Source organism: Gammaproteobacteria bacterium, from assembly GCA_033344735.1.
Classification (GTDB): domain Bacteria; phylum Pseudomonadota; class Gammaproteobacteria; order UBA4575; family UBA4575; genus UBA1858.
Map to the genome: position 1 here is coordinate 281,982 of JAWPMW010000001.1, position 14,776 is coordinate 296,757.

A 14,776-nucleotide genomic window follows, 5' to 3' on the forward strand; every position below is an offset into this window, starting at 1 on the left:
AGTATTAAGTGCTCTTTAGTTTTGATATTTCAGCAGCTAAGTCAGATACAGTATTCACATCCGGCAGCGAATTAAGTGGGATAGAAATATCAAAATAATCTTCTAACTCCATCATTAGCTCCATCACCATGACAGAGTCTAATTCTAGATCTCTCATGAGATGTTGGGATTCTGTAATTTCAATGTCTTGCTTTACAAATTTACCCAACAGTTTAATTACATCGCTTTGTATAGCGGTTGAATCGTCAGCCATGAATATGCATATGTCTAATTAACTTCATCGCTAGAGTATAAAGTGCCAAGCCCTATTTTTAAATCAACTTTGGGCCTCCAGTTTGCAATTGAAGAAGCATCTTGGGATACCCAATCATCATGTAGTAACTCTCTTACTTTGCCAGGCGTCAACATGGGCGAGTAATTAAGAGGTTTAGATAATAGCACATTCAAATGTGCTACAAGCGATAGGAGAAAGCTTGGTAAGCGCAATATGATGATATTTTTATTAAAGAAAACTGAGCTTATTTGCTGGATTTTTTGCCAGTTATATCGATTTCCGTCATCAGGCTCTAGTGTTTTTCCGTATTGATTTGATGAGCTCAGCTGATCAATGATCAGTTGGCTTAAATCTGCAACATGTAAAAGCGAAAATTGTTGATTTAGTGATCCAGGAACCCAGAGTATCCCACGTTTCATCCAGTCAAATACTGGTTTTAGCTCAGTGTCACCCGGTCCATACATCGCGGGTGGGCGAATAATTGTCCATTGTTTTAGTTGACTTTGCATTAATGCAGCTTCACTTGCGTATTTGCTATGGGCATAGTCTGAGATAGTAGGTTCACGTGCTGACAATGATGAAATAAGTATAAACCTAGTTATATTATTCTTTACAGTTGCAAATAGAATATTTTTTGTCCCTTGAATATTGTCATTTGCAAAGTCAGACGCCGTGGCACCCTTGACTCTGCCCGCACAGTGAATAATTGCATCTACATTCGATGTGAGATTCAATAATGAGGAGCGACTATGTAAATCACCTGGGATGATTTCAATGTTTGGATGCTTAATGCTGATCTTATTGGGGTTTCTCACCAAAATTTTTATCCGAATATTATTGGCGAGTAGTGATTTGAGAATATTTGAACCAATAAAACCTGTGCTGCCGGTAAGGGCAACTACTTTAGCGAGAGGCATATGTATAACGTAGAGAGTTCTGAATCTAGCGGCATGTTGTCATGCCCTGTATATCATCAGCCAGCAGTGTTTACTTGTGTGCTGTGTGTGTCAGAGATAAATGCCTCAGGAAGACTATTTTGCTCCATATAGTCGCGTCTAGCAGCTGATCTCGATAATTTTCCAGAGGAAGTTCTTGGTAATGTATGTGGAGGGACTAATTTGATAAAACAGCGTACACCTATTTCATCAAGTACTGCTGTTTCCACGCGTTTAATAATATCCATTCGGTTTTCTTCATTGCGTTCACGGCATTGCATTACTAATACAACAGTTGCTTCACTATTAAATCCAGGAGCAGAGAAAGCTAACGCATCACCTGTGCGAATTTCAGGCTGCTGTTCGGCTAAGTGCTCAATATCTTGAGGCCAAATATTACGGCCATTAATAATAATTAAGTCTTTTTCGCGGCCAGTAATAAAAATTCTCCCGTCGACTAAAAAGCCAATATCGCCTGTATTTAACCAGCCATCACGCAAGGAGTTTTCTGTTTCTTCACTATTATCGAAGTAATGTGACATGACACTCGGACCTTGCACATATATCACCCCAATTTGGCGTTCGGGTAGGCTGTTGCCATGCTGGTCTCGTATTTCAATAGAGTGGTCTGGTAGAGATGAGCCGCAATCCACGAAACTAGCTTTTCTATGTTCAGATTCGTTAACGTTAAATGGAACCGCTATTTTGTTTTCTGCTAGTTGTTCTCCATCAACAGTTTCAACAGTAATAGGCTTATCTAGTGCTGCAAAACTGATCGCAAGAGAACACTCGGCCATACCGTAGCAGGGTAGAAAAGCAGTTTCATTAAATCCGCATTTGCTGAGTAATTTAGAGAATCTTTCTAGGGGCTCAGGGCGTATGGTTTCTGCACCAATACCAGCAATTCTCCAATGACTTAGATCATATTCGAGACTTTTACTTTCGCGTAAGCGTCTTTCTACTAATTCATAGCCAAATGGTGGGCTAAAAGTGATCGTTGCCTTGTTCATAGACATTATTTCTAACCATCTTCTAGGACGCATAGCGAAATCGCGCGTATCAAGGTAATCAACAGAAGTCTGAGAGGCAATTGGTGATAATACTAGTCCAACTAAGCCCATATCATGATAAAACGGTAGCCATGAAATGGCGCGGTCATCTGCATTGATCTTAATGCCATCAGAAATAATTCTGGCTAAGTTACTTAGTACCGCTTTTTGCTCTATAACCACGCCTCTGGGGAATTTGGTACTTCCTGAAGTGAACTGGATATACGCAGTATCACCTGGTTTTGCGTCATATAACTTAATCTTGGGGTCTACTGGATGGTCAGAGAAGCTCTCAATGTCTCCAACAAATTTCATATCGATGTCTTTACACGCTTCATTGACCAGTGGTAACACTGATTCTGGAGCGAATACAGCGGTAGCATGAGCACTTATTAGTAAATCACGCGTTTTTCGCACATAGCCCGCGCGGCTACCCAGTTGAATTGGAACAGGCACAGGGGCAGGAATAAGGCCAGCATATTGGCAGGCAAAGAAACCACGCAAAAAATTTGGATGGGTTTCAGCCACAATGACCACACGGTCACCTTGTTTGAATTCCATGGCAATTAGCTTTCTAGCTAAGTCTTTTGCTTCTCGTGCTAATTGGGCATATGGAACTGATTCTAGAAGTTGAGCTCGGCTTCCGTAAAAATTGGAGCCTGTGATGCCTTCAGCTGCATAATCTAGCGTTTCAGCAAGGTTGCTAAAGTCAGCGGGTCTAAGTGGAATATTATTTTTGGTTGGAGTGGCACTTACAGTCATGTTGTAGTTTAATTCCTAAAATTACAATATTATCAATTACTTATGTTTTTGTTATGTGCCAACGAATTTATTATTATTATATAATGCTATAAGCAAAGTTACTTATTTATTTAAATTTTCAAGACTGAGTGATACGAACTCACTCTAAAACCATAACTTTTAAAGTATTTTGTGCTGAGTTTCAAGTTTTTATCTTATTATTCGGTATTATCTGACAGTAATTACAACGTAATTGTTCCTAAAAATTTCAGTGCTCATGTATTAACAGTAGTGCTAAACGTATTAATGGTTGAACACCATAAAAATAGTCATTAACCCCATTGTGACTTGATCAGTGCTAGTAATGCCTGTTTGTGAGATGAATCCATGGGAACTTTACTGCTCAGATCTGGCGGCCCTGGCCAAAATTTGTCCACTATAGTAATGGATTCGAAGATTTTGTCCGTACTATAACGTGGAATCACATGAAAATGAACATGTGGATCAATCATCATTAGCATTAAGTAATTGATTTTATCATAATGAAAACAATTACTTAATGCTGTCTCAATGTCTTTCGTAACAATTGATAACTCGCTCATAGAGGCGCTAGAAAGATCACTAAAGGCGTGCGCATTACTATGGTTGGCTAGTATTAGTGAGCCTAATGTCACTTGTTCAGGACGTAAAAGTACACTCCAGTACTCATATGACATGATTAATGAGTCGGGAAAACCGAATTTGATTAGTGTGTCATTCATATTTGTTATTGGAGTGTTGGTCGAGTGGTATAGGTCAAGTATCTAGCTCAGATGGTTTACTCAAGGGATGATGATTATAATTATGATTAGCAAGATTATGAACCCAATGATTAGGTAAGTGAATGAATTCAACAGGTATGTTCTGGGCAAGTAAAAAGTATCATCTCGAAGATATGACGTTCCCAGAATTAGTAAAAGCATATATACAGTACCCAGCAATACAGGTTTATTTCATGATTGCGCTAGCCGCCGCAATAGCTATTTCTTTGCAGGGATTATGGTCATTTGTGCATATTGTAATTGCTGTAATTGTGGCATTTATTTATCCGCTTATTTGGTATTTGCTGCATCGTTATGTACTGCATAGTCGTTATTTGTATAGATCTCCCAACTTTGCAAAAATGTGGAAGCGTATTCACTTTGATCATCATACTGATCCTAATGACTTGCGAGTATTGTTCGGAGCATTACATACAACATTGCCTACGGTAGCGATTTGTACAATGCCTATTGGATGGCTTATTGATGGATGGGTTGGAGCATCAGTTGCTATTGCTGCTGGTGTAATCGTTACTATGTTTTATGAATTTTGTCATTGCATACAACATCTACATTACACACCAAGTATTAAATTTTTTAGAACCATTAAGAGGTTTCATTTATTGCATCATTATCGAAATGAACATGGGAACTACGGAATAACTAATTACTTTTGGGATAAGTTATTTGGGACTTATTACGATAAAGATGATAAATGGGAAAAAAGTCCAACCGTTTTTAACCTTGGTTATGATGAGCTGCAAGCCGAAAAATATCCATGGGTAGCTGAGTTAACAAGACCCGCTGAAGAATAACCTTTGGCCTCGTTGATAGTTTTTATTAGGTTGTATTAGTGTCATTAACACTACGTTCATTTGATGTCACAGATCGTGCATCTATCAAAAAGTTTATTATAGTCCCCTGGGACATTTACAAAGATGACCCCAATTGGGTGCCGCCTTTAATAAAGGAACGCCTTGACTTGCTTTCACCAAAGCATCCTTACTTTGAACATGCGCAAGCTCGATTTTGGATTGCTTATCATGGCTCTTCAGCTGTCGGTCGTATAAGTGCTCAGATTGATCAAATGAAATCCATTAATGATCATGAGTCAGTCGGTTATTTTGGTATGTTTGAGTGTATTGATGATACCTCTATAGCGGGAGAACTTTTCGCAGAAGCAGAGCGATGGATTGCAGCGCATCAATGTGCATTAATTAGAGGTCCATTTAGCCTGTCTATTAATCAAGAATGTGGTTTGTTGATAGAAGGATTTGATACTCCACCGTATATCATGATGGGTCACGCTAAACCTTATTACCAAGAATTGTTGATGAATCATGAATATCGCAAAGCAAAAGATCTATACGCTTGGCATAATCAGTCTGAATTCACTGACCCTCCCGCGATGGAGCGTTTAGTTGAGCGTTACCAAGATAGGATAGTGATGCGTGATGTGAATAAAAAGCAAGTTGATCGTGATATTAATATCTTGATGGAGGTGTTTAATGATTCATGGGCGAATAATTGGGGGTTTATTCCTTTTACGGCAAATGAATTTATACACTTGGGAAAAGAAATGCTGCGGCTAATTCCAGCCAGTCATTTCAAAATTGCTGAGTTAGATGGAGAGCCTGTAGGCATGATTGCGGGGTTACCTAATTTTAATCAGATAATAAAAGACTTGAATGGAAAATTGCTATTTTCGGGAGTGTTTAAATTTCTATGGCGGCTCAAATTTTCTCCCCCAACTACGGGTCGCGTGGCATTATTGGGTATTAAGCAAGAATATCAAAATCAGTTAGTTGGCTCAGCTTTAGCATTTATGTTGATAAGTAAAATCAAAGAGGTCGCTTATGAAACAGGTGTTACTGAGCACGAGATGTCATGGGTGCTTGAAGACAATAAGCGATTAAATAAAATATTAGAAAGCCTAGGTGCAAGTCGCTATAAAACTTACCGTATTTTTGAAAAACGATTGTTATCCCAGTCATAAAGTTAATATTGTAGAATGAAAATTTGGAATGCAGTTGTATTGGCTGGAGATCGTGGTCCTGGAGATCCAGTGGCAAATGTTGCTAATGTCTATGGAAAAGCAGCGGCTACTCTGCAAAGTAAAACACTTATTGAACGAGTCATTGTTGCGTTATACCAATCTAGTTGTATAAATAATATCTTTACTGTTGGCCCAGATCAAAAATGTTTGGATAAGAATCCTTGTATTGTTGAAATGCTTAAGAAATATAATGTGAAAGTTATTGAGCCAGCCAAAGGTCCTAGTGCAAGTGCGATGCGTGGTGTTATTTCTAGTGCGAAGTACCCAACGTTGGTAGTCACGTGTGATTTGCCGTTGCTTAATTCGTCTATGATAGATAATTATTGCCAGCGTGTTATTAATGTTGACGCTGATTTTGTTGTTGGTGCAATCGATTATCAGTTGATAAGAGAAAGAATATCAGCGCTTAAAAAAACTAAGTATCAATTCAATGATCAGGCAGTGTGTTTTGCTAATTTGTTTGCAGTGCTAAACCCACAGGGTATAAATGCTATTGAGTATTGGCAACAGGTCGAAGAAAGCCGCAAGAATCCCATTGAGCTGATTCGAAAGATAGATTGGTTGAGTATTTTGAGTTACAAACTTGGTCGATTAAGTTTGCCGCAAGCAGCAAATAAATTATCGCGCAAAGTTGGAGCTAAACTTGTTATTGAAAATTTCTCTGTCCCAGAATTAGCCATTGATGTTGATTCTGCTCATGACTATGAAGTGCTATCTAGTTATTTACAATAGTAGCTATCTTTTCGTCCATTTTTCAGCGAGCTGCTGAGCTCGTTCAAGATCTTGAATGAAATCAACTTCAGTCCACTCAAGTCCGTGAATGGAACATATGCCTACGTGTTTTTCTGATGCTAATTGATCGATAATGGATAAATACCACTTCTGTAGAGATTCAGGTGAAAACATTAATTTCTCTATAGTGTTTTTAAATAGCATTGCGCCTTTAGGAGAAAAATGCATAGCGCCAATAGATTCGCCGTTCACATCATCCAGGGATAATTTTTTTCCTACAGAGATTAGTTGGGGGCCCTCAGTAATTACTTTCATGTCGTCATCATCATAATTTTCTTTCTTATCAGTGGCTAATGTGATGGGGAAATCGTTTGTACTTAATAATTTGGAAATTACTGCGGGTTCGAATAAAGTATCGCCATTAAGAATCATAAATTCATCTATGAAATGGTCGCGTGCCATCCAGCAGCTGGCTAGATTGTCAGCAATTTCATAAAATGGATTGTAAACAAAACTTACTTTGTCTCCGTATCGTTTGCTAAGAATAGATTCGATCCGCTGTGCGGCGTACCCAACTACCGCTACTATTTGCTCTACTCCAACTTCCTGTAGTGCATCTATCTGCCATTCAATAAAATATTTGTTATTGAGTGATAATAAGCACTTGGGTGATGATTCGGTGTAGGGCAGTAAACGGCGTCCTTGTCCCGCACATAATATAATGGCTTTCATGTGATTTTGATAAAATTGTTGGTGTTAAAGTCTAGCGGTAACAAAATTAGCGCTAGACGAATCGGGCGTAACTATACACTATACTTAAATACAGGGTGATACCAATCCAATCACGGATTAAAGCAACTTGATTATAAGCGCGTACATATCTAGGGAAATACTAAGACCATTTGCATTAATCTGTGCAGTTTTGCTTTTATTAATGGTCAGTTATAGCGCATTAGCATTGTTAGCTGATGCAGAAAGTAATTTAATCCCTTCTAATTTATTAGTGGTATTAATCGTATCTAAGACAATTGCTGCATTTGAGTTGTTCTTGCCATTGGCGCTTTACATTACATTATTAATGGGTCTTGGCAAACTTTATTCTGAACACGAAATCAGTGCTTTGCATGCATCTGGAATGAGTGTGTTTGGATTGATTAAAATCCTGCTGCCATTGATTATAAGTATTACATTACTAACGGCTGTGGTAGCGATTTTTGTGCGTCCTTGGGCTTATGATTTGCGTTATAGCGCTAAATACCAAGCGCAACAAACATATGATTTTGATTATCTTGAAGAAGGCTACTTTTATGAGAATAAAGACACTGGGCAAGTGTATTTTGTTAGGAGTATTGATAATGACATAAAAAATGATCTTTTTGTTTATCAGCCGGAAGAAAATTCTGTGCAAATTGTTTATGCGGATAAAGGGTATCAGTTAAAAGCGGAAAAGAATCAGTCTCCATCAATGGTATTTTTGGATGGAACTGCTCACCGATTGCAGCAACATAGTGCAGATATTTTGGTTAGCTTTAAGAGGTTTACAGTATTTCCAGAGTCAAAAGAAATAGTGCCGCAATCTTTTAAAAGAAAAGCAGCATCTACCTATTATTTATCAAGTTCATCAGATCGAAATGAAGTGGCGGAATTTCAGTGGAGAATAACTTCTGCTTTTAAGGCATTTTTTTTAGCTATTATCGCCATATTATTAGCAAAGACATCACCTAGACAGGGACGTTACGGGAAATTAATTGTTGGTATATTATTCTTCTTTGTGATGCATGCTTGCAGTCTGGTAATGAAAACATGGATCGAGCAAGGTGCTCTAAGTGTGATTCCAGGGATGTGGAGTGTTGTTGCAATTCTTATTATGTTTACTATTATTTTAGGTAAACGCTACTCGTAATTCGCTATGTTTATTCTGCAACGCTATATAGGTTTAAGTGTAATACGTGGGTTTGTGTTGTTGGCGTTGATTATGGTGTCACTTTTTTCCATTATTCTTCTAATAGAAGAGTTGGATCAGGTAGGCAATGGTAGTTATAACTGGGTGATAGCGGTTAAGTATGTATTGTTGCAGACTCCTAAATTATTATTGGATTTTGCTGCTTTTATTAGTTTGGTGGGCTCAATACTAGCGTTGGGCTCTTTAGCAGGGAATCAAGAGCTAGTGGCAATTGAAAGTGTGGGGGTTTCTCATCGTAGTGTAACTAACTCTGTGTTGTTTGCTGCATTAATCTTGATGACTTTAGTCTTGATTAATGCTCAATTTGTTATTCCTGCAACACTACAGCGAGCTAATGTAGAAAAAACTTTGGCTATAGAAGGTGCTGGTGATTTTGTCAGTGAGGCAGGTTATTGGGCGCAAAGTAAACATCGATTTATTCATGTGAAAGCAGTTGAGAATGGACGTATTCCTACAAATGTGGAAATTTTTGAGTTTAATGATCAGCACGAATTATTACGCTATCTGCATGCAGATAAAGTTTACTTGGAAGAGGAGACTAAATGGGTTTTGCAGGGTGTAAAAGTTAAGCATCTGGTTGAAGGCCGTTTGCAGGTAAATCATTTAGACGCAATGAATTGGAATTCCTTTTTGACTGCAGCTCAGTTAGGAATTATTGTATCAAAACCTGAGGCTTTATCTGTCACAGATTTATATCAATTTGTACAAGGTTTGAAGCAGCGTGGAGAACAGTCGTATCGGTATGAACTGTTATTTTGGCAAAAAATCATGATTCCTATATCTGCGGCAATTATGATTTTACTGGGAATGCCTTTTGTATTTGGTTCCCAGCGTTCTATATCTACCGGCAAGAGAATTACTTTTGGCGTGCTTGCAGGCGTCACTTTCTATGTGATTTCTCAGCTAATAGCGTATACCGGATCACTTCAGCAGTGGTCTCCAATACTAATAGCTTCTGCGCCAAGCATGATAGTGTTAGTGATACTAATTTTTATTAAAATACGCTTGCCTAGCAAGCTCTCGGCTGCTTGAATTCCTGTTGGGTAGTGGCGATAAATTTTTTTAAACTTTCATTGAATGTATAACTCTGCTTGTTAATGTGCCAACCGAGTGAAGTTTTTTTGATATCAAATAATATAAATTCCGCTTGGTAATTTTTTATTTGATTAATACTAGACGACGAAGACATGCCAATAATAGGTGTTTCAGTGTTATCTGTGTGTTTAATCGAGTCGTAACAGCTGTTATGCCCATGTCCATGTAACACTAGTTCAACGGGGTATTGTTGTAATAAGCTGGTTAATTTGTCTCGATTGAGTAGACATTTGCGCTCAGGTGTATGTGTTATCGTTAAGGGATGGTGAATAAGAACTACTTTGCAATAATTGGCTAATGATTTACTTCTAAGTAATGTTTCTAAACGATTTAATTGTAGAGTATTAATTTTACCAGTGGCGCGAAACCATGGAGCATCAAAGACACTGGATAAACCAATAAAGGCAATCTGTTTGCGAATGCGTACAATTGGGTATAGCTGATTTAGCTGTGTTAATGCTTTTTTAGATAATTCATCTTTTTTTTGGTCGTCACCCAGCATGTAGTTTTCCCATAGAGCAAAACTACGATCCCATTGTTCATTAACATATAAGTCATGATTGCCGGGGATGACTGTAATTTTGTCAGAGGGGGCAACACTATTTAGCCATTGATGAGCTTGTTCAAATTCATCTTTTAATCCAATATGAGTTAAATCACCAGTGATTGCATAATGATCAACATTGAGCTCACGAATTTCCTCTATAGCAAGATCTAAGATCCAGCGTTGATGTGTGTAGCGCCGCTTACGTAGCCACGACAAATAACCTAAGCTGCGTTTGTTGAGTAAGTTAAATGGATTTGGCTTATCAATGGAAGATAAATGCAAATCAGAAAGTTGCACAAATCGGAAAGACTCATTAGCATGCCCGCCTGTTTGACTGCTTTCATTCATTAAATTTAATACAATACTGTTTGTTGAAAATTGTGAGCTATTTGAAATAATTTCTTCATTATTTTAATTGGTTGAAAGCATAATGGGTATTAATTCAAGCGATCCGGCATTATATACAATTATGGATTATCACATTATAAATACATGCGATGTTGCATTGTGGGGTGTGCCCCAAGTTGAGCGTATTCGTAAAGTATTGGCTAAAGCAGGCAATTTCAATGAAATTTTAGACGTCAGTGAAGTGCAATCAGGACAAAATATCTTAATATTACGCGCTGATTATCTTTACGAAGCGAATGTAATACAAAAATTGGTTGGTCACAGTAAGGCAATACTTACATCATCCTGCAATGAAAATCTTCCAACAGCAGTGTGGTGTAGCAATCAAAATGTACTAGATGCTGTTAAGCTGCTTGCTAATGAATCATCTGATTCTGGGTTAAAATCACTAAATGCCTTTTCACCGCAACAGCTGACTGGCGGCTATGATCCACGATTGCGCAAATATGATCTGGCACATGTGGTACATATTAATAATCGTGATAAAACAGTTATTGAAAACTATTTGTACGATAAATCATATAAGGGAATTACCGATTTGGTTACTAAATGGTGGTGGCCATTGCCAGCTCGAGGAGTAGTTCGAAAGTGTGTATCAGCTAAAATTACTCCTAATATGGTGACGGGATTTGGCTGGATCTTAACAATAATTGCAGGCATTGCATTTTTTTATGGTGAATTGGTGCTGGGTCTATTGGCCGCCTGGGTGATGACATTCTTAGATACTGTGGATGGAAAATTAGCACGTGTAACACTTCAATCTAGCAAGATTGGTCATGTTATGGATCATGGCCTTGATATTATTCATCCACCAATCTGGTATTGGTGTTGGGCGACTGGTTTAGGTGTGAGTCAAATTACTTTTATGGGTATATCTTTGACAGTCTTAGACTGGGTATGGTTGATGCTAGCTGCGTATGTCGGTGGTAGAGTTTTTGAAGGCTTATTTCAGTTACTGTTTAATGACATTAGCATCTTCTGCTGGAAGCCGATTGATTCATTCCATCGCTTAATAACGGCGCGTCGAAATCCATGCATTATTATGTTGACTGTAGCTGTACTAATTGCCGATCCGGAGCTAGGTTTTATGTGGGTGGTCGCGTGGTCAGTGATATCAACGCTAGTGTTAGCTATTCGTTTTTTAATGGCATGTTTAGAGAGAATTTTCAATGGGCCACTTGAGTCGTGGGTGGAAAATATCAACCCTGATAAAAGCGACGCTTCATTAGCGGTTAGAATGTTTACTGGCTATCCTGCGCAAAAAACAATTGCACCTTTACTGAATGCGACAAAATAGCTTATATCATGTATGCCAATACTATAGAGACTGCTGATATTGTTGCTATCAGTAATCCACGTAGTGGTAGAAATAAACGTGGAGGGTTTGAGTTATTTACAAAAGTGTTAGAACAATATCCTACTATTGAGCATATTGTTACAAACCATGAAAATAATCTTTTAGACGCGCTAGATGCTTGCAAGCAACATAAAATTAAAATAATTATCGTCAATGGCGGTGATGGTACCTTATTGCAGGTGCTTACTTATCTAAAGATAAAGATGCATCATGCATACCAGCCTAGTCTAGTATTGTTAAAAGCTGGAACAACGAGCATGGCATTTGGTGATGTAGGGTGTAAGGGTAAGTTGAAGCAAGTGATTGACAAAATTATCAATTATGTAAAAGGTGATAAAAAAGTATTAAAAGAAACTTTTAGGCCGGTTCTGCAAATGACATTACCAGAGAAAGACATTGACGTATGTGGCATGTTTTTTGGTGCCGGTGCAATTTATAATGGCATACTGTACTGTCGGCAAAACATACATACCAAAGGTTTACGTGGTGAGCTGGGGCCTTCAATGGCGATGATTCGTTATATTTTTGATTGGATTACTGTAAATAAACTCACAACATCGTCTTATGCAGTCATTCAGACTGATGAAAATTCTATGATAAAAGGCGATTTTAATATTATTACAGCGACTACATTAAATCGATTATTGATGGGTGTATTCCCTTTTTGGGGGAGTGGGCGATCAAATAACAATATTTCGCTTACATTAATAAAAAAGAATGCTCCGAAAGCTACTAAAGCATTAACTAAAATACTCCGAGGTGTAGATCCGTGTGTAGAGAAACATGCTGACTTCTATCATAGCTTCTGTCCGCAAAAAACCATATTGAATATTCAAGATGGATTTACTTTGGATGGCGAGCTGTTTGGTGAACAAGGTATATCGACTAAAGTGATTCTACAATCTGCAGGTGATATTAAATTTCTAACCATATGAATGATGCTTTATACCAGCATGTGTTTTCAAATTTGCAGTATCAACAAGACGCAGTGCTGGATAAGTTTGTTGAAGAGTTAAAATCTAAATTTCAAGACTCATTGCTAAGCATTGTTTTTTACGGTTCATGTATGCGTACTCATGAATACGACAATGCCATGCTGGATTTTTATGTCATTGTTGAAGACTACAGTCAGGCATATTCTAATCGCTGGTATTCAATAGCGAATACACTACTGGCACCAAATGTTTTCTACCAACAAGTGCAAATAGATGGGCGTATCTACCGTGCTAAATATGCTGTGGTAAGTAAATCAGCTTTATCGTCTGGTGTTAAATCATTTCACCCTTATTTTTGGGCGCGTTTTACACAACCATTGGCATTAATTTATGTTGATCATGAGCAAGTAAAAAAATGGTTGGTAGAGGTTCAATGTATCGCTGCTTCGACATTTATACATTCAATTATTAATGTTGTTGAAGGAGAAATTTCTAGTGAAAAGTTATGGGTTAAAGGATTACAGCTGACTTATGGTGCTGAATTGAGGGCTGAAAAGATGCAGAGGGCTAGTCTTATTTATCATTCGCAACGTGCTTTTTATGATGGCCTTACATTTAACATATTTCCTAAGAATCAGCTAGATTCCTTGGTAGGTAAAGCTAAGTTATTTGCCTCTTTGAAATGGAAATTAAGAAAAATCTTAGGGAAATTTTTATCGATACTGCGTTTAATGAAAGCAACGACAACTTTTGTTAATGGTGTTGATTATATTGCTTGGAAAATTGAAAGACATACGGGGGAAGAAGTGATTGTGAGTGAAAGGCTTCGTAAATATCCGTTGTTATATGGTTGGCCACTGCTTTTTAAACTCTATAAGCAAGGCAAAATTCGTTAGCACATTGTGCGCAAAAATAAAAATTATATTGTATAAATATTATATTTTGTAATAATTGTCCCATAGCAATCTAGCGACTTAAAAAGTCGCTAGATCTAACCTTAGTCCACTGGCTGGTAGTAACTAAGGCTATGATAACTATACTTAGGTTATTAATTAATGTTTGCAATAACATTGAGTTATGAGCGAAATGTAACAATATTTTTCAATTTAAGATCATGAATGAAATCGAACGTAATAAAGTGAGATTGAAAAAATTGATGCTTGCTCATGGTAAAACTTCACGTCATATAGCAATTTTGTTGGCTCGAGTAACTGGCGATCCATTGTCTACTAGAACAGTGCAGTCTTGGAGCGCATCACCTGATTTGGTTAGTGCGCGTCCTTGTCCAGGCTGGGCTCTATATATTCTCGAATCCGAGTTACAGATTATTGCTGAGGAGAGTTTAATGGATAGTACCCTTCGATATAATAATGTACAAAATAACTATAAGTGACTGTTCAATATTTCTTTGATCTCTGATGCCACATTTCTAACTAGCCAATGCGCACATACTTTATTGTGAGAGTAGGGGATATCGAATATCTGCGCATTGATAGGAACTGATATTAATAATTTTTCTGGAAATAAAATATCTATTTGAGTAACCCATATCCAGTTGCCTTTACTTTGATGATTTCTGGAAGTTAGATCTAGAGGAAAAATGTAGTCTATATTATCTATGGTAGTAATTTTTGTAGAAGCATTATTGACATGGCTTGATGCAACAAGTTTGGCCGCTACAATATCTTGATTCGTAATGTGATTTTGGTATGCGCGGATTAATTCTGGATGCGATAGATTGAAAAACGCATACAAATTGTGAATTTCCCCAATTTTACTTTTCATTATAATTTAAGCTCAATCTTGAATTATTGCTATCTTGGTCGATAAAGAATAAATGATCAATTTTCTAGGATTATCTCTGAGATTGTCATTATGCATACT

General features: G+C 37.6%; 16 protein-coding genes. 9 read left to right on the forward strand and 7 right to left on the reverse strand.

From position 1 onward, the window contains the following. Positions 1 to 4: 4 nt before the first annotated feature. From R8G33_01450 to R8G33_01465, 4 genes are all read right to left on the reverse strand, one after another. Positions 5 to 253 (reverse strand): acyl carrier protein, encoded by a 249-nt coding sequence (locus R8G33_01450; protein ID MDW3094315.1) that lies wholly within the window; start codon positions 251 to 253, stop codon positions 5 to 7. Positions 254 to 267: 14 nt separating this feature from the next. After that, positions 268 to 1,191 carry an NAD(P)H-binding protein gene (locus R8G33_01455; GenBank protein MDW3094316.1) on the reverse strand — a complete coding sequence of 308 codons (924 nt, stop codon included), beginning with the start codon at positions 1,189 to 1,191 and terminating at the stop codon, positions 268 to 270. A 56-nt stretch (positions 1,192 to 1,247) separates the two neighbouring features. Further along, positions 1,248 to 3,020, reverse strand: coding sequence for a fatty acyl-AMP ligase (locus R8G33_01460; protein ID MDW3094317.1), 1,773 nt, complete (start codon positions 3,018 to 3,020; stop codon positions 1,248 to 1,250). Between the two features lie 311 nt (positions 3,021 to 3,331). After that, entirely contained in the window at positions 3,332 to 3,760 is a 429-nt protein-coding gene (locus R8G33_01465; GenBank protein ID MDW3094318.1) for an HIT family protein, read from the reverse strand. Between the two features lie 122 nt (positions 3,761 to 3,882). Between R8G33_01465 and R8G33_01470 the strand changes: the two genes are divergently transcribed. The 3 genes from R8G33_01470 to R8G33_01480 are packed head-to-tail and all read left to right on the forward strand — an operon-like array spanning position 3,883 to position 6,587. Next, positions 3,883 to 4,614 (forward strand): sterol desaturase family protein, encoded by a 732-nt coding sequence (locus R8G33_01470; GenBank protein MDW3094319.1) that lies wholly within the window; start codon positions 3,883 to 3,885, stop codon positions 4,612 to 4,614. 38 nt (positions 4,615 to 4,652) lie between these two features. Then, the gene (locus R8G33_01475; GenBank protein MDW3094320.1) at positions 4,653 to 5,795 is read left to right on the forward strand and encodes a GNAT family N-acetyltransferase; all 1,143 of its coding nucleotides are present in this window, start codon (positions 4,653 to 4,655) and stop codon (positions 5,793 to 5,795) included. Positions 5,796 to 5,810: 15 nt separating this feature from the next. Further along, on the forward strand, positions 5,811 to 6,587 hold the full coding sequence (locus R8G33_01480) for a nucleotidyltransferase family protein (GenBank protein ID MDW3094321.1): 777 nt from the start codon (positions 5,811 to 5,813) through the stop codon (positions 6,585 to 6,587). A 3-nt stretch (positions 6,588 to 6,590) separates the two neighbouring features. Here the strand turns inward: R8G33_01480 and R8G33_01485 are convergent, their stop codons facing one another. After that, positions 6,591 to 7,319 (reverse strand): phosphocholine cytidylyltransferase family protein, encoded by a 729-nt coding sequence (locus tag R8G33_01485; GenBank protein MDW3094322.1) that lies wholly within the window; start codon positions 7,317 to 7,319, stop codon positions 6,591 to 6,593. Positions 7,320 to 7,446: 127 nt separating this feature from the next. On the opposite strand from R8G33_01485, the gene lptF reads away from it, so the two are divergent. Next, entirely contained in the window at positions 7,447 to 8,490 is a 1,044-nt protein-coding gene (gene lptF / locus R8G33_01490; GenBank protein ID MDW3094323.1) for an LPS export ABC transporter permease LptF, read from the forward strand. A gap of 6 nt (positions 8,491 to 8,496) precedes the next feature. After that, entirely contained in the window at positions 8,497 to 9,582 is a 1,086-nt protein-coding gene (lptG, locus tag R8G33_01495) for an LPS export ABC transporter permease LptG (GenBank protein MDW3094324.1), read from the forward strand. Here lptG and R8G33_01500 read toward each other — a convergent pair. Continuing rightward, entirely contained in the window at positions 9,560 to 10,540 is a 981-nt protein-coding gene (locus R8G33_01500) for a metallophosphoesterase (GenBank protein MDW3094325.1), read from the reverse strand. The genes lptG and R8G33_01500 overlap by 23 nt on opposite strands. A gap of 82 nt (positions 10,541 to 10,622) precedes the next feature. On the opposite strand from R8G33_01500, the gene R8G33_01505 reads away from it, so the two are divergent. The 4 genes from R8G33_01505 to R8G33_01520 all read left to right on the forward strand — a co-directional run bounded on the left by R8G33_01505 (position 10,623) and on the right by R8G33_01520 (position 14,285). After that, positions 10,623 to 11,897 carry a CDP-alcohol phosphatidyltransferase family protein gene (locus R8G33_01505; GenBank protein MDW3094326.1) on the forward strand — a complete coding sequence of 425 codons (1,275 nt, stop codon included), beginning with the start codon at positions 10,623 to 10,625 and terminating at the stop codon, positions 11,895 to 11,897. A gap of 8 nt (positions 11,898 to 11,905) precedes the next feature. After that, a complete protein-coding gene (locus tag R8G33_01510) occupies positions 11,906 to 12,892 on the forward strand; it encodes a diacylglycerol kinase family protein (protein MDW3094327.1) in 987 nt (328 codons plus the stop codon). After that, a complete protein-coding gene (locus R8G33_01515; protein ID MDW3094328.1) occupies positions 12,889 to 13,788 on the forward strand; it encodes a hypothetical protein in 900 nt (299 codons plus the stop codon). The genes R8G33_01510 and R8G33_01515 overlap by 4 nt, the downstream gene beginning before the upstream one ends. Positions 13,789 to 14,006: 218 nt before the next feature. Next, entirely contained in the window at positions 14,007 to 14,285 is a 279-nt protein-coding gene (locus R8G33_01520; GenBank protein ID MDW3094329.1) for a hypothetical protein, read from the forward strand. Here R8G33_01520 and R8G33_01525 read toward each other — a convergent pair. Beyond that, positions 14,276 to 14,677, reverse strand: coding sequence for a hypothetical protein (locus R8G33_01525; GenBank protein MDW3094330.1), 402 nt, complete (start codon positions 14,675 to 14,677; stop codon positions 14,276 to 14,278). The two genes, R8G33_01520 and R8G33_01525, sit on opposite strands and share 10 nt — an antisense overlap. Positions 14,678 to 14,776: the final 99 nt, after the last annotated feature.

What these genes read in the sequence shown, in the direction of transcription:
- R8G33_01460 (MDW3094317.1), bottom strand. Translation starts at nt 3,020, where the DNA reads ATGACTGTAAGTGCCACTCCAACCAAAAATAATATTCCACTTAGACCC.
- R8G33_01485 (MDW3094322.1), bottom strand. Translation starts at nt 7,319, where the DNA reads ATGAAAGCCATTATATTATGTGCGGGACAAGGACGCCGTTTACTGCCC.
- R8G33_01465 (MDW3094318.1), bottom strand. Translation starts at nt 3,760, where the DNA reads ATGAATGACACACTAATCAAATTCGGTTTTCCCGACTCATTAATCATG.
- R8G33_01480 (MDW3094321.1), top strand. Translation starts at nt 5,811, where the DNA reads ATGAAAATTTGGAATGCAGTTGTATTGGCTGGAGATCGTGGTCCTGGA.
- R8G33_01500 (MDW3094325.1), bottom strand. Translation starts at nt 10,540, where the DNA reads ATGAATGAAAGCAGTCAAACAGGCGGGCATGCTAATGAGTCTTTCCGA.
- R8G33_01520 (MDW3094329.1), top strand. Translation starts at nt 14,007, where the DNA reads ATGAATGAAATCGAACGTAATAAAGTGAGATTGAAAAAATTGATGCTT.
- R8G33_01510 (MDW3094327.1), top strand. Translation starts at nt 11,906, where the DNA reads ATGTATGCCAATACTATAGAGACTGCTGATATTGTTGCTATCAGTAAT.
- R8G33_01525 (MDW3094330.1), bottom strand. Translation starts at nt 14,677, where the DNA reads ATGAAAAGTAAAATTGGGGAAATTCACAATTTGTATGCGTTTTTCAAT.
- R8G33_01470 (MDW3094319.1), top strand. Translation starts at nt 3,883, where the DNA reads ATGAATTCAACAGGTATGTTCTGGGCAAGTAAAAAGTATCATCTCGAA.
- R8G33_01450 (MDW3094315.1), bottom strand. Translation starts at nt 253, where the DNA reads ATGGCTGACGATTCAACCGCTATACAAAGCGATGTAATTAAACTGTTG.
- R8G33_01505 (MDW3094326.1), top strand. Translation starts at nt 10,623, where the DNA reads ATGGGTATTAATTCAAGCGATCCGGCATTATATACAATTATGGATTAT.
- R8G33_01515 (MDW3094328.1), top strand. Translation starts at nt 12,889, where the DNA reads ATGAATGATGCTTTATACCAGCATGTGTTTTCAAATTTGCAGTATCAA.
- R8G33_01455 (MDW3094316.1), bottom strand. Translation starts at nt 1,191, where the DNA reads ATGCCTCTCGCTAAAGTAGTTGCCCTTACCGGCAGCACAGGTTTTATT.
- lptG (MDW3094324.1), top strand. Translation starts at nt 8,497, where the DNA reads ATGTTTATTCTGCAACGCTATATAGGTTTAAGTGTAATACGTGGGTTT.